General features: G+C 48.7%; 19 protein-coding genes. 14 read left to right on the top strand and 5 right to left on the bottom strand.

Annotated elements, in window-relative coordinates; genetic code table 11:
• Positions 1–41 precede the first annotated feature (41 nt).
• The 4 genes from pflA to ycaO all read right to left on the bottom strand — a co-directional run bounded on the left by pflA (position 42) and on the right by ycaO (position 6530).
• The gene (gene pflA, locus AACU55_RS21480; protein ID WP_015689580.1) at positions 42–782 is read right to left on the bottom strand and encodes a pyruvate formate lyase 1-activating protein; all 741 of its coding nucleotides are present in this window, start codon (positions 780–782) and stop codon (positions 42–44) included.
• Between the two features lie 270 nt (positions 783–1052).
• The gene (gene pflB, locus AACU55_RS21475; RefSeq protein ID WP_134706086.1) at positions 1053–3335 is read right to left on the bottom strand and encodes a formate C-acetyltransferase; all 2283 of its coding nucleotides are present in this window, start codon (positions 3333–3335) and stop codon (positions 1053–1055) included.
• 75 nt (positions 3336–3410) lie between these two features.
• Entirely contained in the window at positions 3411–4268 is an 858-nt protein-coding gene (focA, locus tag AACU55_RS21470; protein ID WP_013574829.1) for a formate transporter FocA, read from the bottom strand.
• A gap of 498 nt (positions 4269–4766) precedes the next feature.
• On the bottom strand, positions 4767–6530 hold the full coding sequence (gene ycaO / locus AACU55_RS21465) for a 30S ribosomal protein S12 methylthiotransferase accessory factor YcaO (protein WP_134706085.1): 1764 nt from the start codon (positions 6528–6530) through the stop codon (positions 4767–4769).
• A 325-nt stretch (positions 6531–6855) separates the two neighbouring features.
• Here ycaO and serC point away from each other — a divergent pair, with 325 nt between their 5' ends.
• The 14 genes from serC (at position 6856) to AACU55_RS21395 (ending at position 22453) form a co-directional block, all read left to right on the top strand.
• Positions 6856–7941 carry a 3-phosphoserine/phosphohydroxythreonine transaminase gene (gene serC, locus AACU55_RS21460; RefSeq protein WP_037036024.1) on the top strand — a complete coding sequence of 362 codons (1086 nt, stop codon included), beginning with the start codon at positions 6856–6858 and terminating at the stop codon, positions 7939–7941.
• 104 nt (positions 7942–8045) lie between these two features.
• The gene (gene aroA / locus AACU55_RS21455; RefSeq protein ID WP_134706126.1) at positions 8046–9329 is read left to right on the top strand and encodes a 3-phosphoshikimate 1-carboxyvinyltransferase; all 1284 of its coding nucleotides are present in this window, start codon (positions 8046–8048) and stop codon (positions 9327–9329) included.
• 196 nt (positions 9330–9525) lie between these two features.
• Positions 9526–10224 (top strand): (d)CMP kinase, encoded by a 699-nt coding sequence (cmk, locus tag AACU55_RS21450; protein WP_013574833.1) that lies wholly within the window; start codon positions 9526–9528, stop codon positions 10222–10224.
• 156 nt (positions 10225–10380) lie between these two features.
• Entirely contained in the window at positions 10381–12054 is a 1674-nt protein-coding gene (gene rpsA / locus AACU55_RS21445) for a 30S ribosomal protein S1 (protein WP_015689619.1), read from the top strand.
• A gap of 60 nt (positions 12055–12114) precedes the next feature.
• Positions 12115–12399: an integration host factor subunit beta gene (gene ihfB / locus AACU55_RS21440; protein WP_013574835.1), complete on the top strand. Its 285-nt coding sequence runs from the start codon at positions 12115–12117 to the stop codon at positions 12397–12399.
• A gap of 240 nt (positions 12400–12639) precedes the next feature.
• Entirely contained in the window at positions 12640–14919 is a 2280-nt protein-coding gene (locus AACU55_RS21435) for a ComEC family protein (RefSeq protein WP_371687423.1), read from the top strand.
• A gap of 38 nt (positions 14920–14957) precedes the next feature.
• Positions 14958–16706: a lipid A ABC transporter ATP-binding protein/permease MsbA gene (msbA, locus tag AACU55_RS21430; protein WP_037036021.1), complete on the top strand. Its 1749-nt coding sequence runs from the start codon at positions 14958–14960 to the stop codon at positions 16704–16706.
• Positions 16703–17692, top strand: a complete 990-nt coding sequence (lpxK, locus tag AACU55_RS21425; RefSeq protein WP_134706083.1) for a tetraacyldisaccharide 4'-kinase — start codon at positions 16703–16705, stop codon at positions 17690–17692. Before msbA ends, lpxK begins: the two co-directional genes overlap by 4 nt.
• Before the next feature lie 349 nt (positions 17693–18041).
• Positions 18042–18251 (top strand): transcription antiterminator/RNA stability regulator CspE, encoded by a 210-nt coding sequence (cspE, locus tag AACU55_RS21420; protein WP_013574839.1) that lies wholly within the window; start codon positions 18042–18044, stop codon positions 18249–18251.
• 261 nt (positions 18252–18512) lie between these two features.
• Positions 18513–18725 carry a cold-shock protein gene (locus AACU55_RS21415; protein WP_013574840.1) on the top strand — a complete coding sequence of 71 codons (213 nt, stop codon included), beginning with the start codon at positions 18513–18515 and terminating at the stop codon, positions 18723–18725.
• A 95-nt stretch (positions 18726–18820) separates the two neighbouring features.
• Positions 18821–20044 carry a winged helix-turn-helix domain-containing protein gene (locus AACU55_RS21410; protein WP_134706082.1) on the top strand — a complete coding sequence of 408 codons (1224 nt, stop codon included), beginning with the start codon at positions 18821–18823 and terminating at the stop codon, positions 20042–20044.
• 382 nt (positions 20045–20426) lie between these two features.
• The gene (locus tag AACU55_RS21405) at positions 20427–20609 is read left to right on the top strand and encodes a Trm112 family protein (RefSeq protein WP_013574842.1); all 183 of its coding nucleotides are present in this window, start codon (positions 20427–20429) and stop codon (positions 20607–20609) included.
• Positions 20606–21364 (top strand): 3-deoxy-manno-octulosonate cytidylyltransferase, encoded by a 759-nt coding sequence (gene kdsB, locus AACU55_RS21400; protein ID WP_013574843.1) that lies wholly within the window; start codon positions 20606–20608, stop codon positions 21362–21364. The genes AACU55_RS21405 and kdsB overlap by 4 nt, the downstream gene beginning before the upstream one ends.
• A gap of 195 nt (positions 21365–21559) precedes the next feature.
• Positions 21560–22453 (top strand): YcbJ family phosphotransferase, encoded by an 894-nt coding sequence (locus AACU55_RS21395; RefSeq protein ID WP_134706081.1) that lies wholly within the window; start codon positions 21560–21562, stop codon positions 22451–22453.
• Between the two features lies 1 nt (position 22454).
• Here AACU55_RS21395 and elyC read toward each other — a convergent pair whose 3' ends face one another.
• On the bottom strand, positions 22455–23234 hold the full coding sequence (gene elyC / locus AACU55_RS21390) for an envelope biogenesis factor ElyC (RefSeq protein WP_013574845.1): 780 nt from the start codon (positions 23232–23234) through the stop codon (positions 22455–22457).
• Positions 23235–23375 lie beyond the last annotated feature (141 nt).

Here is a 23375-nt window from a genome sequence, read left to right as displayed (position 1 = left end):
AAGACGCCATTTGGCGTCTTTTTTATGAGCATATCAGGCTGTTAATAAATAACTTTATGCCCGTAACTGGCAAGAATATTTTTCACTCTTTCCATGATCTCTTTGGTGGGTGGATTTACGCCATCCAGACCGTATTTCTCACCCATTGCCGTCCATTTGTGTTTGCCCAACTCATGGTATGGCAGCAGTTCGATCTTCTCGATGTTAGTCATATCTTTGGTGAACTCACCCAGCTTATGCGCGGAGTCATCATCATCAGACCAGCCCGGCACCACGACATAACGGATCCAGGTGCGCTGATTACGTTTTGCCAGATAGCGGGCAAAGTCCAGAGTGCGGTGGTTGGACACGCCCACCAGATTCTGGTGAATGTCATCATTCATCTGCTTGAGATCAAGCATGACCAGATCAGAGACATCCAATAATTCGTCGATCACCGGATCATAACGGCGGACAAAACCGTTGGTGTCCAGGCAAGTGTTGATCCCTTCTTTCTGGCAGGCGCGGAACCAGTCACGCACAAACTCTGCCTGAAGAATGGCTTCGCCACCAGAGGCTGTTACACCACCGCCGGAAGCATTCATGAAGTGACGATACGTCACGACTTCTTTCATTAAATCATCAACATTGATCTCTTTTCCGCCATGTGTATCCCAGGTATCGCGGTTGTGGCAATACATGCAACGCATCAGGCAACCCTGGAAGAAAACAATGAAACGGATACCTGGGCCGTCAACGGTGCCACAGGATTCATATGAGTGGATGCGACCTTGAACTGACATTGCGGGTTGTTCTCCATAGTGACCAATAAATAGCAGTCTACATGTGCGGATGCTGGCCTGGCAGAGATAAACTGGAAACCACAGGTTTATGATACCAGACAATCAATAAGGTTGATTGTCAGCAATGGCGGTACTGCTTTGCCAGAAGTCCACAACGTATAGCGCTCTGGCAAAACAGACTGTCGTACAGACAGTGCGGGCAGGGAGGGATGAAACAAAGGCTCCACATTGTGGAGCCTTTTTATCAGACCAGATTACAAGGTTGAATTATTACAGGGACTTAGTGAAAGTACGGGTAATAACGTCTTGTTGCTGTTCTTTAGTCAGTGAGTTGAAACGCACTGCGTAGCCAGAAACACGAATGGTCAGCTGAGGATAGTTTTCAGGATGTTCCATCGCATCTAACAGCATTTCACGGTTCATGACGTTCACGTTCAGGTGTTGACCACCTTCGATGGACGCTTCGTGGTGGAAGTAACCATCCATCAGACCCGCAAGGTTGGCTTTACGCACATCATCGTCTTTACCCAGCGCATTTGGAACGATAGAGAAGGTATAAGAAATACCATCTTTCGCGTAAGCAAACGGCAGTTTAGCAACGGAGGTCAGAGAGGCAACCGCACCTTTCTGGTCACGACCGTGCATTGGGTTAGCACCCGGGCCAAACGGAGCACCAGCACGACGACCATCTGGAGTGTTACCTGTTTTCTTACCATAAACCACGTTAGAGGTGATGGTCAGAACAGACTGAGTTGCTACAGCGCCACGGTAGGTACGCAGTTTCTGAATTTTCTTCATGAAACGTTCTACCAGGTCACAAGCGATGTCATCTACGCGAGAATCGTTGTTACCGAACTGTGGATACTCACCTTCAATTTTGAAGTCTACAGCCAGGCCGTCTTCGTCACGGATGGTGCTAACTTTTGCATATTTGATAGCAGACAGGGAGTCAGCAGCAACTGACAAACCTGCGATACCACATGCCATGGTGCGATAAACATCGCGGTCATGCAGAGCCATCAGCGATGCTTCGTAGCTGTATTTGTCATGCATGTAGTGAATAATGTTCAGCGCAGTCACGTACTGTTTAGCCAACCAGTCCATGAAGTGATCCATGCGTTCCATGACTTTATCAAAGGTCAGCACTTCATCCATCATTGGTGCTTCTTTAGGACCAACCTGGATTTTCATTTTTTCATCAACGCCGCCGTTGATTGCGTACAACATGGTTTTCGCCAGGTTTGCACGAGCGCCGAAGAACTGCATTTGTTTACCCACAACCATTGGGCTCACACAACAAGCGATAGCATAGTCATCGTTGTTGAAATCAGGACGCATCAGATCATCGTTCTCATACTGTACAGATGAGGTATCGATAGACACTTTCGCTGCGTACTTTTTGAAGTTCATTGGCAGCTTTTCTGACCACAGAATGGTCATATTTGGCTCTGGTGAAGGTCCCATGGTGTACAGGGTATTCAGGAAGCGGAAGCTGTTTTTGGTAACCAGAGTACGACCATCAACACCCATACCAGCCAGAGATTCTGTCGCCCAGATTGGGTCACCGGAGAACAATTCATCATATTCAGGGGTACGCAGGAAACGCACCATACGCAGTTTCATAACCAGGTGGTCAATCAGTTCCTGAGCTTGTTCTTCGTTCAGTTTGCCTGCTTTGATATCACGTTCGATGTACACGTCAAGGAAAGTAGAGACGCGGCCAAAGGACATCGCAGCACCGTTCTGAGATTTAACGGCAGCCAGGTAACCGAAGTAAGTCCACTGAACAGCTTCTTGCGCAGTTGTTGCAGGACCAGAGATATCGCAGCCATATTTAGCAGCCATTTCTTTAATCTGACCCAGAGCACGGTGTTGTTCTGAGATTTCTTCACGCAACTGGATGGTCATTTCCAGGTTTACGCCATTTTCCAGGTCGTCTTGCAGAGACTGGAATTGTGCGTATTTGTCGGCCATCAGGAAGTCGATACCATACAGCGCGACGCGACGGTAGTCACCGATGATACGGCCACGACCATAGGCATCTGGCAAACCGGTCAGCACACCAGATTTGCGGCAGTTCAGGATGTCTTTAGTGTAAACATCGAAAACACCCTGGTTGTGGGTTTTGCGGTAATCAGTGAAGACTTTTTTCAGTGCCGGATCCAGTTCACGACCGTAAACTTTACATGAACCTTCCACCATTTTGATGCCGCCGAAAGGGATCAGGGCACGTTTCAATGGCGCGTCAGTTTGCAGACCAACGATGGTTTCCAATGATTTGTTGATGTAGCCGGCATCGTGAGAGGTGATGGTAGAGGCAACGTCGGTATCGAAATCTACTGGAGCCTTAGTACGGTTCTCCAGTTTGATACCATCCATTACTTTATCCCACAGGGTGGTTGTCGCTTGGGTAGCGCCAGCCAGGAAGGACTCATCACCTTCATACGGTGTGTAGTTCTTCTGAATGAAGTCACGGACGTTTACGCCATTCTGCCATTCACCAGCACTAAAACCCTGCCATGCGTTGGTCAATTTTTCATTGAGCTTGGACATTTTGCACCTACCTTCTAATTTGGATTTCTTTAAAAATCACGTGTAAAACTGTCGTAACAAGACTGCCACATTGTTTCAGTGGTGTTTCTCATCGCGAAGATATATGACCCAGTACGTTAACCCTACCAGCAAACCACCCCCAATGATGTTACCGATGGTCACAGGGATGAGATTGTCTATGATAAAGTTAGGGATATTCAGCTCTGCGAATTGTGCCGGTGTTGCCCCGACAGCCTGCCAGAATTCTGGTGTCGCAAAATTTTTCACTACGATGCCTAAAGGGATCATGAACATGTTAGCAATGCTGTGTTCAAAGCCGCTGGCGACGAACATGCCGACCGGTAAAATCATAGCGAACATTTTATCCATCAGACTGCGGCCGGAGTAACTCATCCATACCGCCAGGCAAACCATCAGGTTTGCGAGGATCCCCAGACATACGGCTTCGATAAATGTGTGATGCATTTTATGATCAGCAGTTTGCAGAACGTTCAGTCCCCACAAACCGTTATCAACCATGTATTCACCGGAGAACCAAATCAGAGCCACAAAGAATAAGCAGCCGACCAGGTTACCAATATAGACATTGACCCAGTTGCACGCCAATTGCCCCCAGGTGATTCGACCGCTGGCTTTCGCAATGACGATAAGTACAGTGGACGTGAACAGGTCCGCACCACATACGACAACCAGCATAAGACCCAGAGAGAAGCAGATGCCCCCAACCAGTTTTGCAAGGCCATAAGGGACGGTACCGGTGCCTGTAGTGGCGGTGATATAAAAAGCAAAGGCAATAGAAATAAAGACGCCAGCAGTAATGGCTAAAAAGAATGTTTTTAACGGCTGTTTGGTGGCTTTATAAACGCCAGCATCTTCAGCAATTTTCGCTGTCGCGGCGGGTAAAATGAGATCGAAGGGGTTGTCAGCTTTCACATTAACTCTCTTATTCAGGGCTATGCACTGCGCAACGAGATACTAGCAAAGCAGTATAACGTAAAAATTGACGTGGATCATATGAGGGGGTTTTTGGTGGTTTTTAATAGACTGCTAAAGGGGTGGTTTTATGGGTAATTAATTGAAAATAAACGAATAAAAAGATTTTAATTTTTGCAAATAAAGTTGAGAAAGCAAGAGTTTATTTTCAGATTCTAGTTAATACAAAGGATTCAGTGTTAATAAATATCGTTATTTTGATTTTATAAATTTCACTTTCAATTAACTTATAAAATAAGTGCTATATTTTTCTCGCAAAAACGGCAAGCGGGTATTATTTCGCGCGGAATTACACGTCATTTTGATGGCCGAGTCAAACTTTTGCGGACAAATACAGCAGCAGAAGCTTAGGATTTATAGTGAACTGATAGCGAATTTATAAACAAAAAAACCGACAGGAAATCCCGTCGGTTTTAATCGCTTCAAAGTGTCAGTGAATCAGGCTTTCGACCAGTGACGACGTTTGGCGACTTGCAGCTTTTCGTATGCACCAAGCAGCGCCTGATGGGCTGGCAAGGCTTTCAGCTCAGGGTCGACTGCAAACAGACTGTGGAAACGGACTTCTCCACTGATGGCCGCCGAAGCATCCTCAACTGCTTTCTGACCATACATTTTCACGAAAGCGTTGTAGTACTGGGCTGGCTCGCGATCTTCTTCCAGAGACAACTGGAGCAGGGTTTGCAGGCAACGGTAATAGTTGTTGCGCTCATCGCTGTACACCGAGGAATTGAACTCATGCGCCCATTCAGCCCAGGTCAGCGCCTGATCCAAATCACCACCGGCAAGAGCCAGCATAGATTTCAGCTCACCGACACGCAGCGTGTACCAGCCGTTGTCTTTGCCGCTGGCGATCCCCAGCAGTTCGCGAACGCGGGTAAAGTCATCCAGACCTTCATCGTCGAGTTGAGTGATCATCTCAAGATAGGTTTCTTTTGGCAGATCGCTGCCCGGCAACGCCAGCAGTTGATCACGCAAATGCGCGCCCATGCTGTTATTCGCCAGCAATAAATCTTCGGCAGGATAAATGTCAGACATGCCCGGAACGATAATGCGGCAGGCGTATACATCCAGATGTTCGTAATCGGCGATATACACTTCAGCATCTTCTTTATCAAAGATAGCCATCAGTGTCGCAAATTCTTCTTCAGTGGTACCGCTGAAACTCCAGTCTGCAAACGAATAGTCTGCGTCTTGTTTGAACATATCCCAGGAAATCAGACCGCTTGAGTCGATGAAATGGGTTTCAAGGTTAGCGTGTTCAGCCACTTCTTCGTCGTCAAAAGTAGGCGCCGTGAAGACATCCAGGTCTTTCAGACTGCGGCCTTGCAACAGTTCCGTCACGGTACGTTCCAGTGCGACGCCAAAATCAGGGTGTGCACCAAAGGACGCGAAACAGGTGCCATTCGCCGGGTTGAACAGAACCACGCAAATGACCGGATAATTGCCGCCCAGTGAGGCGTCATAAGAAAGAATAGGGAAACCTTCTTCTTCCAGTTTGGCGATGGCTTCAACCACTCCAGGATAGCGTGCCAGAACGTCAGAGGGGATTTCAGGCAGACTGATGGATTCTGCAATGATGCGGTTTTTGACATAACGCTCGAAGACTTCTGACAGCCCCTGAACCCGCGCTTCATTGGCGGTGTTACCCGCGGACATCCCGTTGGAAACGTACAAGTTGCCGATGATGTTCATCGGAATATAGACGGTTTGCAGATCGGACTGACGGGTAAATGGCAGAGCGCAGATACCACGATCAGGATTGCCTGATTGCAGGTCGATCAGATCACGGGCAACCAGTTCTTTATCGGCATCATAAAATGCGTGCAGGCGCTCATCCAGGATCCCGGCGGGCAGACTGTCGTCTTCCGGAAGCGGGAACCACTTCTCATTCGGATAATGAACGAAATCGCCATTAGCGATTTCTTTGCCCAGATAGAAATCAGCGAAGAAATAGTTAGTCGACAGGCGCTCAAAATATTCACCCAAAGCAGATGCCAGTGCGGCTTTCTTGCTGGCGCCTTTACCGTTGGTGAAGCACAGCGGGCAGTCGCGATCGCGAATGTGCACTGACCAGACGTGGGGAACCGGATTCAGCCACGAAGCTTCTTCGATATTAAAGCCGAGATCGGTGAGTTTTTGTTGGAAGCGGGAAATGGAGTCTTCCAGCGCCGCGTCTTTACCAGGAATAAAAGTTTGGGTCATTGAGTTCACTTTTGAGCGTGCTAAAAACGTGCAATGATACGGGGTTTTGCACATTAGCTCCATGTATTCGTGTTAAGAATGTAATCGCTGTGTGAAGTCAAAGGCTTGAGTTTGAACACGCTGTTATACCGTGTGAAATTTGACGGTACTTACACATATTATTCCGAAAAATCAGGGTTAAAAGGAGGAATGAACCTTGTGATCAACATCTCATCGCTGTTTATCAGGTCGTCATCAATAACCGTTGCAGACTGCTTGTCTCGGATGATAAAACCGTTAAATTAGTGACTACTATGTGACTGTCTCAGAGAAGTGGTGAGGGGAAATGACTCAGGTTTATAATTTTAGTGCAGGTCCGGCAATGATTCCGGCTGAAGTATTGCGTCGTGCGGAACAGGAACTTTGTAACTGGCACGGACTGGGTACATCGGTGATGGAAATCAGTCACCGTAGTAAGGAATTTATCCAGGTTGCTGAAGAATCCGAAAAGGATATCCGTGACCTGCTCAATATTCCCTCGAACTATAAAGTGCTGTTCTGCCATGGCGGCGCCCGTGCGCAATTTGCTGCTGTGCCAATGAACCTTTTGGGTGAAAAATCCTCCGCTGATTATATTGATGGTGGCTATTGGGCACACAGCGCAGTTAAAGAAGCCCAAAAATATTGCACGCCAAACGTGATTGATGTCACCACTACGATTGATGGTAAGCGTGGCATTCTGCCGATGAGCGAATGGAAACTGAGTGCAGATTCTGCCTACGTTCATTATTGCCCAAATGAAACTATCGATGGAATCGCTATTGATGAAATGCCTGATTTTGGCGACAAAATCGTGGTAGCAGATTATTCATCCTGCATTCTTTCCCGCCCGATTGACGTCAGCCGTTTTGGGGTGATTTATGCTGGCGCGCAGAAAAATATCGGTCCTGCGGGTCTGACCCTGGTTATCGTTCGTGATGATCTGCTGGGCAAAGCGCGCACTGAATTGCCTTCTATCCTCGATTATACCGTGCTGGCTGAGAACGACTCTATGTTCAATACCCCGCCGACCTTTGCATGGTATCTGTCAGGTATGGTATTCAAGTGGCTGAAAGAGCAGGGCGGTCTGCGCGAAATGGAAAAGCGCAATCGTGCAAAAGCCGAACTTTTGTATGGCGCAATCGATCGCACCGGCTTCTATCGTAACCCTGTGGTGGCGGCTAACCGTTCGTGGATGAACGTTCCTTTCCAGATGGCAGATGCCTCGCTGGATAAACTGTTCCTTGATCAGGCACAGGAAGCCGGTCTGCATGCACTAAAAGGCCACCGCGTGGCTGGCGGTATGCGCGCATCTATTTATAATGCAATGCCGATTGAAGGCGTAAAAGCCCTGACCGACTTTATGGCGGAGTTCGAAAAACGTCACGGTTAAGTGTGCTGGCTTTCAGGCTCGCAGAATGCTTCATTGAGAAGCCTTAAAAATGACCCCGGCGCAATGTCCGGGGTCATTTTATGAAAAGAAGAATTGGAGAAAGAGTGGAATCCCTGACATTACAACCCGTTGCGCTGGTTAACGGCAGCATCAATTTACCTGGCTCAAAAAGTGTTTCTAACCGCGCACTTTTACTGGCTGCTTTTGCACAGGGTACTACCCGCCTGACTAACCTGCTCGACAGCGATGATGTGCGTCATATGTTGACAGCACTGACTCAACTGGGTGTCACGCATCGTTTATCTGCATCCCGCACCGAGTGTGAAATCGATGGTCTGGGCACGGCTTTTTCCCATGCTAAAGGTCTGGAACTATTTCTTGGGAATGCAGGAACCGCAATGCGTCCGCTGGCGGCAGCATTATGCCTGGGCGAACAGGATGTTGTACTGACCGGTGAGCCGCGCATGAAAGAGCGCCCGATCGGACATCTGGTTGATGCGCTTCGTCAGGGCGGTGCGCAGATTGATTATCTGGAGCAGGAAAACTATCCGCCTTTGCGCCTGCGTGGTGGATTTAGTGGCGGTGACGTCAGTGTTGATGGCAGTGTTTCCAGCCAGTTTCTGACAGCGTTATTGATGACAGCTCCGCTGGCAGATAACGATACAACCATTCAGATTAAAGGTGATCTGGTTTCCAAACCTTATATCGATATCACGCTGAACCTGATGAAAACCTTTGGTATTGAAGTGGAAAACCACAAGTACCAGAGATTTAGCATCCAAGGACGTCAGCATTATGTGTCTCCGGGCGCATATCTGGTCGAAGGTGATGCCTCTTCAGCGTCTTACTTCCTGGCCGCTGCGGCGATCAAGGGCGGTACGGTTCGTGTGACCGGAATCGGCAAAAACAGCATGCAGGGCGATATTCGTTTTGCAGATGTGCTGGAAAAAATGGGTGCTACTATTCACTGGGCTGATGATTATATCGAATGTACCCGCGGTGAACTGAACGGCATTGACATGGATATGAACCATATTCCTGATGCAGCAATGACCATTGCTACCGCTGCCTTGTTTGCTGAAGGCCCGACAACGTTGCGTAATATTTACAACTGGCGTGTTAAAGAGACCGATCGCCTGACGGCGATGGCGACTGAGCTGCGTAAAGTCGGCGCAACAGTGGAAGAGGGCGAAGATTACATTCGTATTGATCCGCCTCAATCGCTGAAATTTGCCGAAATTGGCACCTATAATGATCACCGCATGGCGATGTGTTTCTCGCTGGTGGCGTTATCCGATACGCCGGTGACCATTCTTGATCCGAAGTGTACCGCAAAAACGTTCCCGGACTATTTTGACCGTCTGGCGGCAATCAGCACGCTGGCATAGTTTTTCACTTGGTTGCCCGTGTATGAACGGACATCCCTGATGTCCGTTTTTTTGTTTTCAGGCTCAGAACCGTCCGCTTTTTAGCCAACTGAAAAATGTGGGGTAACAGTTGCAGTGAAGGCAGCGTATAATGCCGCTCCTGAATTAGTCCTGTGAGGCTAATGAAGCGGGCATACCCCACCGAAAGGAGACAAAAATGACGGCTTTAGCCCCGGTAATCACCGTTGATGGGCCAAGTGGTGCAGGTAAAGGTACGTTGTGTAAAGCGTTGGCCGAAGCCTTTAACTGGCATCTGTTGGATTCCGGCGCGATTTACCGCGTTTTGGCGCTGGCGGCTTTGCATCACCAGGTTGATATTGTCTCAGAAGAGGCGCTAGTTCCGCTTGCCGCACATCTCGACGTTCGTTTTGTGGCTCAGGATGGGCAGTTGCACGTTATTTTAGAAGGTGAGGATGTTACCCATGAAATCCGCACCGAAACGGTAGGCAATACTGCATCTCAGGCGGCGGCATTTCCCCGCGTTCGTGAAGCATTATTGCGCCGGCAGCGCGCATTCCGTGATGCACCGGGCCTGATTGCGGATGGTCGTGACATGGGGACGGTGGTTTTCCCTGATGCACCGGTGAAGATATTTCTGGATGCCAGTTCGGAAGAACGTGCAAACAGAAGAATGCTACAGTTGCAGGAAAAAGGCTTTAGTGTTAACTTTGAACGGCTTTTAGCCGAGATCAAAGAGCGCGATGACCGTGATCGTAACAGGCCCGTCGCGCCTTTAGTGGCTGCTTCTGATGCGTTGTTGCTGGATTCAACCAGCATGTCCATCGATGAAGTCATCGAAAAAGCACTGGCTTATGCCACAGAAATTCTAGGATTGCCGCAAAAACAAACCCGGTAATCGAGCCTCACTCTGGTGCTGAAGAATATTCAGTGCCAGTTTTGGCTATAGTTTTTTTTAACCTCGCCGCAAGGATCTGTAGCGGGGCATTTGAAACAACCCCATCCAGCAGGAAGCCAGATGGACGTTAAACTTAAGAACCTAAAGATTATCAACATGACTGAATCTTTTGCTCAACTCTTTGAAGAATCCTTAAAAACAATCGAAACCCGTCCTGGTTCCATCGTTCGTGGTGTTGTTGTGTCTATCGACAAAGATATCGTACTGGTTGACGCCGGTCTGAAATCTGAGTCTGCAATCCCGGCAGAACAATTCAAAAACGCACAGGGCGAACTGGAAATCCAGGTTGGCGACGAAGTTGATGTTGCGCTGGACGCTGTTGAAGACGGCTTCGGTGAAACTCTGCTGTCCCGTGAAAAAGCTAAACGTCATGAAGCTTGGATCACGCTGGAAAAAGCTTACGAAGAATCTGCAACTGTTACCGGTGTTATCAACGGTAAAGTTAAAGGCGGTTTCACTGTTGAGCTGAACGGTATTCGTGCGTTCCTGCCAGGCTCACTGGTAGACGTTCGTCCTGTTCGCGACACGCTGCATCTCGAAGGCAAAGATCTTGAGTTCAAAGTCATCAAACTGGACCAGAAACGCAACAACGTTGTTGTTTCCCGTCGTGCAGTAATTGAGTCTGAGAACAGCGCAGAGCGCGATCAACTGCTGGAAAACCTGCAGGAAGGCATGGAAGTTAAAGGTATCGTTAAGAACCTCACTGACTACGGTGCATTCGTTGATCTGGGCGGCGTTGACGGCCTGCTGCACATCACTGACATGGCTTGGAAACGTGTTAAACACCCAAGCGAAATCGTTAATGTTGGCGATGAAATCACTGTTAAAGTTCTTAAATTTGACCGTGAGCGTACCCGTGTATCACTGGGTCTGAAACAACTGGGCGAAGATCCTTGGGTCGCTATCGCTAAACGTTACCCAGAAGGTACTAAACTGACTGGTCGCGTTACCAACCTGACTGATTACGGCTGCTTCGTAGAAATCGAAGAAGGCGTTGAAGGTCTGGTTCACGTTTCTGAAATGGATTGGACTAATAAAAACATCCACCCATCTAAAGTTGTTAACGTGGGCGATGTTGTTGAAGTTATGGTTCTGGATATCGACGAAGAACGTCGTCGTATCTCCCTGGGCCTGAAACAATGCAAAAACAACCCATGGCAGCAATTCGCAGAAACCCACAACAAGAACGACCGCGTTGAAGGTAAAATCAAGTCAATCACTGACTTCGGTATCTTCATCGGTCTGGACGGCGGCATCGACGGCCTGGTTCACCTGTCTGACATCTCCTGGAACGTTGCAGGCGAAGAAGCAGTACGTGAATACAAAAAAGGCGACGAAATCGCAGCTGTGGTTCTGCAAGTTGATGCAGAACGTGAACGTATCTCCCTGGGCGTGAAGCAACTGGCTGAAGATCCATTCAATAACTACCTGTCTGTTAACAAGAAAGGTACTATTGTTACTGGTAAAGTTACAGCAGTTGACGCCAAAGGTGCTACAGTTGAATTAGCTGGCGGCGTAGAAGGTTACCTGCGCGCTTCAGAAGCTTCTCGCGACCGTATTGAAGACGCAACTCTGGTTCTGAGCGTTGGTGATGAAGTAGAAGCTAAATTCACCGGTGTTGATCGTAAGAACCGCGTAGTAAGCCTGTCCGTCCGTGCTAAGGACGAAGCTGACGAGAAAGATGCAATCGCTGTTGTTAACAACAAACCAGACGAAAGCAACTTCTCTAGTGCTATGGCTGAAGCGTTCAAAGCGGCAAAAGGCGAGTAATGACGGGGGGCGGCTCAGTCGCCCCGAAACGGTAGTTTAGCTGCAAAGCTTGGAGGTACTATGACCAAGTCTGAACTTATTGAAAGACTTGCTGGCCAGCACTCTCATATCCCGGCGAAAGCTGTTGAGGATGCAGTGAAAGAGATGCTTGAGCATATGGCTGCAACCTTGGCTGATGGTGAACGCATCGAAATCCGTGGGTTTGGCAGTTTTTCTCTTCACTACCGTGCTCCGCGTGTTGGGCGCAACCCTAAAACTGGCGATAAAGTCGAGCTGGACGGCAAGTACGTTCCTCACTTTAAGCCAGGGAAAGAGTTGCGTGATCGCGCGAATATTTACGGCTGAGGCTTTCGCCTGAACGTAAATGTCTGCCTATAGCGAACGTAAAGCGGCACCTCTCGGGGTGCCGTTTTTTTTTGCTTTATGACGAATAAGTTCCCCCCTCTTTCAGTTGCGATCATAAAATTTTTGCGTAACGTCACGCAGCGTTTTGCTTTCCTGGTTGCTCCTTCTTTGCATGAAAATCATACTCCGGCACGAAAACATGTCTGATGAACGTGAAGGGAGTAAAACATCAAAATTTCACTGGACGAGGCTGCTTTAGCGGTTATTGCAGGGATGTTGCCACTGCTTATTTTTTCCCAACTTCCTTCGGCTATTCATCTGGTCACGCTGTGTCTTTGCGCCTCATGCTGCTTCAGATTTCATCACAAAATATTCAGCCTGATAGCGATCGGCCTGCTGAGTTTCAGTTGGGCCTCGTTTCAGGGCGGTATTCAGCTCGATCAGATTTCAGCGCTTCAGGGCACAAAGCGTCATGTTATCGCCGTGGTAGAGAGTATTAATCTCGGGAGCACCAGTACATCTTCTGTACTCTTCAAAATAGAAAAAGCAGAAGGAAAAATAATTTTCCCGCCGGTCATGTTCCGCACTAAATGGGACAAGACAGAGGGAGAACTGTTAGCGGGCCAGCGCTGGGATATGATCGTCAGTATGCGGCCCGTCCACAGCTTGCTGAATGAAGGCGGATTTGATGCCCAGCGTTGGGCGTTGGCTCAGCATGCACCTCTGACAGCAACTGTCCGTAACAGGCAGCTATTAGATGCCAGAAGTTCGCTTCGTCAGCAATTTATTCAGCGGTTGCAGCAGAAGATGCCACCGATGGAAAATACGCCCGTACTGATTGCACTGGCTTTTGGCGAAAAAGGATTAATACAGGCTGCAGACAAGCTAATGTTACAACAGACTGGCATCGCGCATCTGGTGGCGATATCAGGCCTACATATCGGAATTGCGGCGTTATTTGGATGGTGGCTGGCGCGTGGATTGCAGTATCTGCTGCCGGTAAAACTGATTGACTACCGCTTTCCGTTATTCGTGAGCGGCGTTTTTCTGCTGTTCTATACCTGGCTTTCCGGAGGCAATGCACCTGCGCTGCGTGCAACGTTTGCGGTGTTGATGTGGATCCTGCTGCGTCTGTTCCGTGTCCGCTGTCATCCGTGCCAGATATGGCTTTGGGTGGTGGCTATGCTTCTGCTGGTCGACCCTATGAATTTATTGTCCGACAGCTTCTGGTTGTCATGCTTCGCGGTGGGGGCTCTGGTTTTCTGGTTCCAGTGGGTGCCTCTTCCTGCAATGTTTCAGCAGGCATGGTATTGGGCATTGTTTCGCTGGGGGCATCTGCAGGTGGGAATGACACTTCTTCTGTTGCCCTTACAGGTCTGGATTTTCCACGGCGTAAACGTCTTCTCGTTTCCGGCCAATATGTGGGCAGTTCCGGTTGTTTCATTGATCACAGTCCCGCTGGTATTACTGGCCTTGTTGACGAACGCCGCGCCCTGCGCATTGATGGATAACGCACAAGCTCTGCTTTGGCAACTGGCGGATGCCACATTGAGATTGGCTTTGTGGGGGGTAAAAGCATTACCGGGCGGTTGGATCCCATTGGGTGAGTCATTTCTGGCCGTGAGCCTGATGGGATGGCTGGTGCTTCTGTGCTGGCGGATTTGCCCGTTGAGATATTGTCTTTCACTGTTGCTGTCTCTTTTTGCGATCTCTTCTGTCTGGCTGAACAGAAATCCATCGGAGCGCTGGCGGGTTGATATGCTTGATATCGGACATGGCTTGTCTGTTCTTATCAGCAAAAATGGCCGGGGCATTCTTTATGATACCGGCAACCGTTGGGAAGGGGGCTCAGCCGCTGAACAAAATATTATCCCTTATTTAAATTGGAAGAACATTCAGCTGGAACAGATAATTATCAGTCATAATGACATGGATCACCGGGGCGGTTTGGCCCCGTTACAAAACCGTTATCCTGCCGCCAGCGTTCGTGAAAGTGCTTTGTCGGATCAGCATCATCTGAAATGCATAGCAGGCGAGCAATGGCACTGGCAGGGGCTGGATTTTAACGTTTTGTGGCCGGATAAAATGTCAGAGGATGCAGGGAATAACGACAGCTGCGTTATCCGCATTGATGACGGTTCATTCAGTTTGCTCCTGACCGGAGATATTGAAACTGAAACAGAAAAAGCGTTAGTCAGGAAGTGGCGGAGCAAACTGCAAGCCACTGTACTTCAGGTTCCTCATCATGGCAGCAATACGTCATCGACACCTCCATTTTTGCGGGCAGTTAAGCCGGTTATCGCACTGGCGTCCGCATCCCGTTTTAATAAATGGCATCTGCCGGCACATAAAGTTGTTAGCAGATACAACAAAGCGCACTATGACTGGCATTCAACGTCTGAATCGGGTCAGCTCAGCCTCTTCGTTTTTGATGATTATTGGACAATTAAAGGCTTACGTGAGCAATTAATCCCCCGTTGGTATCACCGCCAGTTTGGAGTATCTACAGATAATGAGTAGAATAGACCGCTATTTCTTTCGATGCTGGTTGATATTGCATGATGAACGATAAAGATCTCTCCACATGGCAGACATTTCGTCGCCTTTGGCCGATGATCACACCTTTTAAAGCCGGGCTGATCGCTGCGGCTATTGCGCTGGTCGCAAACGCCGCCAGTGATACTTTCATGCTGTCTTTGCTGAAGCCTCTGTTAGATGACGGTTTTGGTAAAGCTGACCGCTCGATCCTACTCTGGATGCCATTGGTCGTTATCGGTCTGATGGTTGTGCGTGGGGTCAGTGGCTACATTTCGAGTTACTGCATTTCATGGGTTTCGGGCAAAGTGGTGATGCATATGCGTCGTCGTCTGTTTGGTCACATGATGAGAATGCCCGTAGCATTCTTTGACCAGCAATCTACCGGTACTTTACTTTCCCGTATCACCTATGATTCCGAGCAGGTGGCGTCTTCATCATCCAGTGCGCTCGTGACCGTCGTACGTGAAGGTGCGTCAATCATTGGTCTGTTTGTCATGATGTTCTATTACAGCTGGCAGCTTTCTGTAATCCTGTTGGTGATTGCGCCGATTGTTTCTGTTGTTATCCGTGTGGTGTCTAAGCGCTTCCGTAATATCAGTAAAACAATGCAAAACACCATGGGACAGGTGACGACCAGCGCGGAACAGATGCTCAAAGGTCATAAAGAAGTGTTGATCTTCGGTGGCCAGAAAGTTGAAACCGCGCGTTTTGATAAAGTGAGTAACCGTATGCGCCAGCAGGGTATGCGTATGGTTTCCGCTTCTTCAATTTCAGACCCGATTATTCAGTTGATCGCCTCTCTGGCATTGGCATTCGTGTTGTATGCGGCAAGCTTCCCGTCCGTGATGGAAACGCTCAGCGCGGGTACTATCACCGTTGTGTTCTCTTCTATGATTGCCCTGATGCGTCCGCTGAAGTCCCTGACTAACGTGAACTCCCAGTTCCAGCGCGGTATGGCCGCTTGTCAGACGCTGTTCTCAATCCTGGATATGGAACAGGAAAAAGACGAAGGGAAACTGGAAGTCAAACGCGTTAACGGAAATGTCGAATTCAAAAACGTGACCTTCACTTATCCGGGGCGCGATATTCCTGCTTTGCGTGATATTTCCTTTAACCTGCCGGAAGGTAAAACCGTTGCACTGGTTGGCCGCTCAGGTTCCGGTAAATCGACTATCGCGAATTTGCTGACCCGTTTCTATGATATTCAGGAAGGTAAAATCCTGATGGATGGTCATGATCTGCGGGAATATACCCTGTCGTCATTACGTGATCAGGTGGCACTCGTTTCTCAGAACGTCCACCTGTTCAATGATACCATTGCCAATAACATCGCTTACGCCCGTACGGATATGTACTCCCGCGAAGAAATCGAAAAAGCGGCGACGATGGCTTACGCGATGGACTTTATCAGCAAAATGGATCAAGGGCTGGATACGGTCATTGGTGAAAATGGCGTTCTGCTCTCTGGTGGCCAGCGTCAGCGTATCGCAATTGCGCGTGCCTTGCTGCGTGACTCGCCGGTTCTGATCCTTGATGAAGCGACATCTGCCCTTGATACTGAATCTGAGCGTGCTATTCAGGCTGCACTCGACGAACTACAGAAAAACCGCACATCCCTGGTGATCGCACACCGTTTATCCACTATTGAAAAGGCCGATGAGATTCTGGTCATTGAAGATGGTTGCGTGGTGGAACGTGGTTCACATACGAGCCTGCTCGAAGAGCGTGGTGTTTACTCACAGCTGTACCGGATGCAGTTTGGCCAATGATTGAGCGCATCTGGTCAGGGAAATCACCGCTATATCTGTTACTCCTGCCTCTTTCATGGTTGTACGGGTTAGTTTCAACTTTGATCCGTTACAGCTATAAAACGGGGCTTAAAAAAAGCTGGCGGGCTTCGGTGCCTGTCGTGGTGGTCGGAAATCTGACTGCCGGAGGTAATGGTAAAACGCCGGTGGTGATCTGGCTGGTTGAAACACTCCAGCAGCATGGTTTTCGTGTTGGAGTCGTTTCGCGCGGTTATGGTGGCAGGGCTGAGCACTATCCCTTATTGCTGACGGAGGCGACGCCCACCACGCAGGCAGGTGATGAGCCTGTGCTGATATTTCAGAGAACCGGGGCACCGGTTGCGGTGTCTCCGGTTCGCTCTGATGCGGTAAAAGCATTACTTGGTGCAAATGAGTTAGACGTTATCATTACGGATGACGGATTACAGCATTATGCACTTCAGCGTGATATCGAAATTGTTGTGATCGACGGAGTCCGCCGTTTTGGTAATGGTCACTGGTTACCTGCAGGACCTATGCGTGAAAGAGAATCTCGTTTGCGGTCAGTGGATGCGGTTATTACCAATGGCGGCACAGCCCGTCCTGGTGAGTTAGCGATGTTCTTGCAACCTGGCAAAGCGATAAATTTGGTCACAGGTGAACAGTGTGATGCTTCTGCATTGAAAAATGTGGTTGCGATTGCCGGCATCGGGCATCCACCGCGTTTCTTTTCCACGTTGAAACAGCTAGGGATAAATGTACAAAAGGGAGTCGCTTTTTCGGATCATCAGGCTTACACCTCCGGACAACTGTCAGCTGTGAAGGCACCAGGACAGGTCCTTCTGATGACTGAAAAGGATGCAGTAAAATGTCGTTCTTTTGCTCAGCCAGACTGGTGGTATTTACCGGTTGACGCCAAAATCGAGGGTGATCAGGCTGAGAAACTGCTCCAAAGAATAGCTGAGCTTATTTTGCAAAAGATGCATTGATACAGCAAAAACAGACCGTTTTCGCGCCTCTGATAAAAATTTACGTAAATCTAAAGTTTCAATCTCCCTGATTTTAAAGACTAATATTCACCGTTAATGTTTAACGTCAGAATAATTGCGCAACGTGACTTGCTATTGCTCTGCACTTATGAGTAAATGCGTGCAGCCTGTGTTGCAGCGCTATTTATGTATGAGTGTAGAGTAAAGCAGTTCCTCCCAGACGTTATCTCTTTCCCGATGATTCCGCTTCCAAGACGAACCTTCTAAGTCCTCCCCATAAGTAATTGTCTGAACTATTGGCTAGCATTGCCGAATGGCAGGATTTTATATTTTGTAAAAGGTTTTAAATATGTCGAAGAAAAATGGTCAGGTTAAGTGGTTCAATGAAAGCAAAGGTTTTGGTTTTATTGAGCAGGCTGATGGCGGTAAGGATGTATTCGTACATTTCTCTGCAATCGCAACCGATGGTTTCAAAACTCTGGCCGAAGGCCAGCGTGTAGAATACACCATTCAGGATAGCCCGCGCGGTCCTGCTGCTGCTAACGTTATTGCACTCTGATAAGAGACAAACGTGATGATATGAAACAACGTTAATCGCTAATCATATCAGCAGAGTAAAACCCGCCGGATGGCGGGTTTTACATACCTGAAAAGGTAAATACGGCGTTTATAAGACGTCATGAAAGTTGTAAAAGTAGTCGTTAAAACTAATTCGCTCATTAGAGGTTTTTTATAAAAAAATAACTTAGCAATGGGCAAACGCATCCGAACAATAATAAAAAAGTGTGTTCATGGATGCCCAAAAGAAAGGATAGAAATTATGATGTTAAAAATGGGTTTAGTTAAATGGTATAATCAGGCTAAAGGCTACGGTTTTATTTGTCCGCTTGATGGTTCTTCTGAAATTTATGTTCAGCGTACTTCCATCGCCAATACAGGGAATAAATCTCTGAGTGCCGGTCAGAAGGTGGAGTTCACCACTTACCGCAGCGTAACACATGGCCCTTCCGCGGCTGATGTTATTGCTTTCTGAGTCCGGTTTTGTTGTTCACCGTTGAGTTGAATTTTACGCTCCGGTAAAAATATGCTATCGGTATCCACAGTTAAATTGCTGCCACGGATACCGATATGTCTCACCCGGTTATATCTCTTGCTTCAGCCCGCACCCTGCACCTATCTGCGCAAAATCTTCTTAAACCAGTGACCCGAAAGCCTGTTGCTGCGGATGTCGTTCAGGCGATCCGTGATATGGGATTGCTGCAAATTGACACGATAAGCGTGGTTGCGCGCAGTCCTTATCTGGTGTTGTTCAGCCGCTTAGGTAATTACGACCCTCAATGGCTGGAACAAGCCCTCCCGGCAGGAAAAATATTCGAGTATTGGGCACATGAGGCCTGTTTTATTCCCAGTGAAGATTACGGACTCCTGCGCCACCGGATGCTCAATCCTCAGGGGATGGGGTGGAAATTTTCTCAGACCTGGTTTGATGAACATCAGACGGATATTGAGGCACTGCTGGGACACATTGCTGAAAATGGCCCTGTGCGTTCGGCCGATTTCAGTACAGATAAAAAGTCTGCCAGCGGCTGGTGGGACTGGAAGCCTCATAAAAAGCACCTGGAAACATTGTTTACTTCCGGGAAACTGATGGTGTCTGAACGGCGTAATTTCCACCGGGTTTACGACCTTGCTGAACGGGTGATGCCTGGCTGGGACGATGCGAGCCAGACTCTTGAACAGTCTGCAGCGGAATATCAGATGCTGCGGCGCTCGGCGCAATATCTTGGCATCTTTAGACCGGAATGGCTGGCGGACTATTATCGCCTCAGGCGGGTTAATACCAAGGCTGTGATTGCACAATTACTGATGGATGAGGAAATTACACCGGTCGAAGTGGCCGGGCTTGAAGATATTTACTATGTCCACCGGAAACAGTTTCCCCTTCTGCAACAAGCCACTGAATCACGGATCGGTTCAACGGTCACCACGCTGCTTTCACCTTTTGATCCCGTGGTATGGGATCGTAAACGCGCCTCAATGTTGTTTAATTTTGGATACCGGATCGAATGCTATACGCCGGAAGCAAAACGCCAGTACGGCTATTTCACGCTACCCATACTGCAGCGGGGTGAACTGATTGGTCGGGTGGATGCAAAAATGCATCGCAAAGAAAAACTACTGGAAGTGAAAAGCCTCCATCTCGAGCCCGATGTGACGATGTCTTCACGACGTGCAAAAGATATACACGGAGCAATCAGCCGGTTTGCACAGTGGCAGGGAGCTGAAAAAGTCAAAACCGTGAAAGTACCTGAAACGTTAACGGTGTTTTGGGAAAGAGACTGGCAGATTTAATGTCACAAAATGAAACGGCTGCATCAGGCAGCCGTTATTTCACGATGATTGCAGGTGGCATCCAGCTTAGTGGCTGAAGTTAGCGAACATTGCGATGATTTTGTTAATGGTTTTCATTTTTAGTGCTCATATTGAAGGTGTTTAGTGTGACATGCATCACAAAAAAAATTGTACTCCCACGAAATCGGCAGCGCAATGCTCCTCAGGAGATATTTTTTATTTACAGAAATGTAACTTCTTTGAAGTCGTATCGGAGGATGAGTGAGGATTAACGCGGGGTGCGGCGTTATGTTATTCTCCTGAACCGCTATGTTGTGTTTCCAATGCTTTTTTACGTTACACCTTGCTGAAAATGCGGTGTATTCGCCTCCGGGAGGAATTTATGGACCACCGTTTGCTTGAAATCGTTGCGTGCCCTGTATGTAACGGGAAGCTTTACTTTAATAAAGAGTCGCAGGAATTAGTGTGTAAGGCAGACAGCCTGGCTTATCCCGTGCGTGAGGGTATCCCTGTTTTATTAGAAAACGAGGCCCGCCCGCTTTCTGTTGATGAGACACACCCATGAGTTTTGTTGCTATTATCCCAGCCCGCTTCGGGTCAAGCCGTTTGCCGGGGAAGCCGTTGGCCGATATCAACGGTAAACCTATGGTTGTGCATGTGATGGAACGTGCACGGGAGTCGGGTGCTAAACGTGTAATTGTTGCGACAGACCATCCTGACGTTGTGGCGGCGGTTGAAGCTGCGGGTGGTGAAGTTTGTCTTACCCGACCTGATCATCAGTCAGGCACTGAGCGTCTGGCAGAAGTCATCGATTTATGTCAGTTTTCCGATGATGAAATTATCGTTAATGTTCAGGGCGACGAGCCGCTGATCCCGCCTGTTATCATCCGTCAGGTGGCTGATAATCTGGCAAACAGTGAAGCAGGAATGGCAACACTGGCAGTGCCAATTGAAACAGCGGAAGAAGCGTTTAACCCGAATGCGGTCAAAGTGGTTCGGGATGCCAAAGGTTACGCCATGTATTTTTCCCGCGCTACAATTCCGTGGGAACGTGAACGTTTTGCCGTGTCGAAAGAAACGGTTGGTGATGTCTTCCTTCGTCACATCGGTATTTATGCATACCGTGCTGGTTTCATTCGCCAGTATGTGAAGTGGGAACCGACTAAACTTGAGCACATCGAATTACTCGAACAACTCCGGGTGCTGTGGTACGGTGAAAAAATCCACGTTGATGTAGCGAAGGCCATTCCTTCTGTGGGTGTCGATACCGCTGAGGATCTGGAACGTGTGCGCGTGATTTTGGGGCATAAAAATTCCTGACCACACAGAGTATAAAAAGTCATAAAAGCGGAATGTTCCGGCATTCCGTTTTGTCATCACTGTTCTCTTTTCGTTTTGCGCACTGCCTTCCTGTTTCTGCCCCGACTATCCGGTTTTTGTTTGATCTGAAACGGGGTAATCCTTTCCTGAAACTTTCATCATAAACGTTAATTTATTCGTCACTGCGAACACGTTATGGAACAGCTAAAAGCCGAATTGAGTATTGTGCTGGGCGAGCGTTTATCCCGCCTCGAATGTGTCAGTGAGCAGCCTTATGCCCATCTTTTTTCCCTTTATGATGAGCAGGGTTACGCGATGCCATTGATGGCGAAGAGTTTTACTTGTCAGGGAATTGCCGGGCAGGAGGCTTATAAATTATCAATGCTGGCGCGGGAGGGCGTGGTGAGGGTGCCGACGGTTTATGGCATGGTCACCACGCATCAGAAACCATATCAGGAAATATTGCTGATTGAACGTCTGCGCGGCGTATCGGCGGAAGCGCCAACACGCACCCCTGATCGCTGGCAAATCTTGCAGGAGCAAATTGTCGAGGTGATGCTGGCGTGGCACCGGATTGACAGCCACGGTTGCGTCGGTTCTGTTGACAGCACGCAGGAAAATCGCTGGGAAAACTGGTACCCGCAGCGGGTGGAGGTGTTGTGGGCAACGTTATCGAATTTACAGGCATCCGAACTCACACCTGAAGATCGCACGCTGCTTTTCCGTTCCCGTGCCTGCATTCCTAAGCTATTTGAAGAGTTCGACGATACACCGGTACTGGTACACGGCAATCTCTCGTTGCGCAGCATGCTCAAAGATCCTCGCAGCGATCAACTGCTGGCAATGATTAATCCCGGCACCGTGTTATGGGCGCCGAGGGAGTTTGATCTTTTCAGGTTGTGGGAAAAAGGCATGAGCGAGCAATTGCTGTTCAGTTATCTGCAAAAAGCACCTGTTTCAGAAACATTCCTCGCACGGCGCTGGTTGTATCTGGTGTGGGAATCAGTCGCGCATCTGATTCATACCGGTAAGCTTGATCGCCGGCAATTCGATTATGCACGGCAACAATTGTTGCCGTGGCTTAACTGAGTTACTTCGCTGCGGGTGCCGGCAGCGTCATCCATTGCCATGCGCGCCCCAGCGTTTCATACCATGCCCGCTCGCTGTGAGACAAGAACAGTGCCTGAGGCAACGCTTTTTCCCACGGATTGAGCGGGGAATCTATCGCAAGCTGATTCGCCGGTGCCGGAATAGGGTTCAGTCCCAGTTGCCGGAAGAAAATGATTGCCCGCGGCAGATGGTTTGCCGACGTCACCAGCACAAACGGCTGCTCTCCCAGCATTTCTTTAACCTGCAAAGCTTCCTGATGTGTATCCCGTGGCCTGTCGAGCAGAATAATATCGCTCTCCGGCACCCCTAAACTCTCCGCAACTTTCCCGGCGACCGCAGCACTGCTCATCGGGTTGGTCATGGCCCGAGCACCGGTGAAGATCATTTTTGAACCGGGATTTGCCCGGTAAATGCGGATCCCTTCGGCCACGCGAGGAAGGCTGTTATTGATGAGATTAGAACTCGGTGCCCACGCCGGGTTATAGGTATAACCGCCGCCCAGTACGACAACATATTTTACCGGCACATTGCCACTGGCCTGGTAAGTGGGGTAAACCGATTCAATAGGACGCAGCAGGTTATCCGCAACAGGTTGCAAGCTGAGCAGCAACAGAAGCAGCCAACTCAGTGAAAAAAACACTTTTCCGGTTTTTTGCCAGCGGGTCATCCACAGCAACACCAGTGCAATCGCCATGAAGAGCAGAATAAATGGCAGAGGTAATAACAGGCCCCCCAGCGTCTTTTTTAGGATAAATAACATCAGAAACCGATCCTTTTGGGTGAAAAAACGACATCCGGGCGTGAATCCGCGTCAGGATGATTTATTCTATGCCAGCCTGTGCCAAAATAGCACTTCACCCGGTATCACCGCTCAGCCATCATTAACAAATTGTTTTTAGAA

The organism is Rahnella sp. CJA17(1/100) (genome assembly GCF_963881615.1).
GTDB classification, from domain to species: domain Bacteria; phylum Pseudomonadota; class Gammaproteobacteria; order Enterobacterales; family Enterobacteriaceae; genus Rahnella; species Rahnella aceris.
The sequence above is the reverse complement of the archived record's forward strand: the minus strand, read 5'-3'. Positions and strand labels throughout refer to the sequence as shown.

What these genes read in the sequence shown, in the direction of transcription:
- AACU55_RS21415 (WP_013574840.1), top strand. Translation starts at nt 18,513, where the DNA reads ATGATGTTAAAAATGGGTTTAGTTAAATGGTATAATCAGGCTAAAGGC.
- cmk (WP_013574833.1), top strand. Translation starts at nt 9,526, where the DNA reads ATGACGGCTTTAGCCCCGGTAATCACCGTTGATGGGCCAAGTGGTGCA.
- kdsB (WP_013574843.1), top strand. Translation starts at nt 20,606, where the DNA reads ATGAGTTTTGTTGCTATTATCCCAGCCCGCTTCGGGTCAAGCCGTTTG.
- AACU55_RS21395 (WP_134706081.1), top strand. Translation starts at nt 21,560, where the DNA reads ATGGAACAGCTAAAAGCCGAATTGAGTATTGTGCTGGGCGAGCGTTTA.
- ycaO (WP_134706085.1), bottom strand. Translation starts at nt 6,530, where the DNA reads ATGACCCAAACTTTTATTCCTGGTAAAGACGCGGCGCTGGAAGACTCC.
- lpxK (WP_134706083.1), top strand. Translation starts at nt 16,703, where the DNA reads ATGATTGAGCGCATCTGGTCAGGGAAATCACCGCTATATCTGTTACTC.
- serC (WP_037036024.1), top strand. Translation starts at nt 6,856, where the DNA reads ATGACTCAGGTTTATAATTTTAGTGCAGGTCCGGCAATGATTCCGGCT.
- AACU55_RS21410 (WP_134706082.1), top strand. Translation starts at nt 18,821, where the DNA reads ATGTCTCACCCGGTTATATCTCTTGCTTCAGCCCGCACCCTGCACCTA.
- ihfB (WP_013574835.1), top strand. Translation starts at nt 12,115, where the DNA reads ATGACCAAGTCTGAACTTATTGAAAGACTTGCTGGCCAGCACTCTCAT.
- rpsA (WP_015689619.1), top strand. Translation starts at nt 10,381, where the DNA reads ATGACTGAATCTTTTGCTCAACTCTTTGAAGAATCCTTAAAAACAATC.
- cspE (WP_013574839.1), top strand. Translation starts at nt 18,042, where the DNA reads ATGTCGAAGAAAAATGGTCAGGTTAAGTGGTTCAATGAAAGCAAAGGT.
- elyC (WP_013574845.1), bottom strand. Translation starts at nt 23,234, where the DNA reads ATGTTATTTATCCTAAAAAAGACGCTGGGGGGCCTGTTATTACCTCTG.
- pflA (WP_015689580.1), bottom strand. Translation starts at nt 782, where the DNA reads ATGTCAGTTCAAGGTCGCATCCACTCATATGAATCCTGTGGCACCGTT.
- msbA (WP_037036021.1), top strand. Translation starts at nt 14,958, where the DNA reads ATGATGAACGATAAAGATCTCTCCACATGGCAGACATTTCGTCGCCTT.
- pflB (WP_134706086.1), bottom strand. Translation starts at nt 3,335, where the DNA reads ATGTCCAAGCTCAATGAAAAATTGACCAACGCATGGCAGGGTTTTAGT.
- AACU55_RS21405 (WP_013574842.1), top strand. Translation starts at nt 20,427, where the DNA reads ATGGACCACCGTTTGCTTGAAATCGTTGCGTGCCCTGTATGTAACGGG.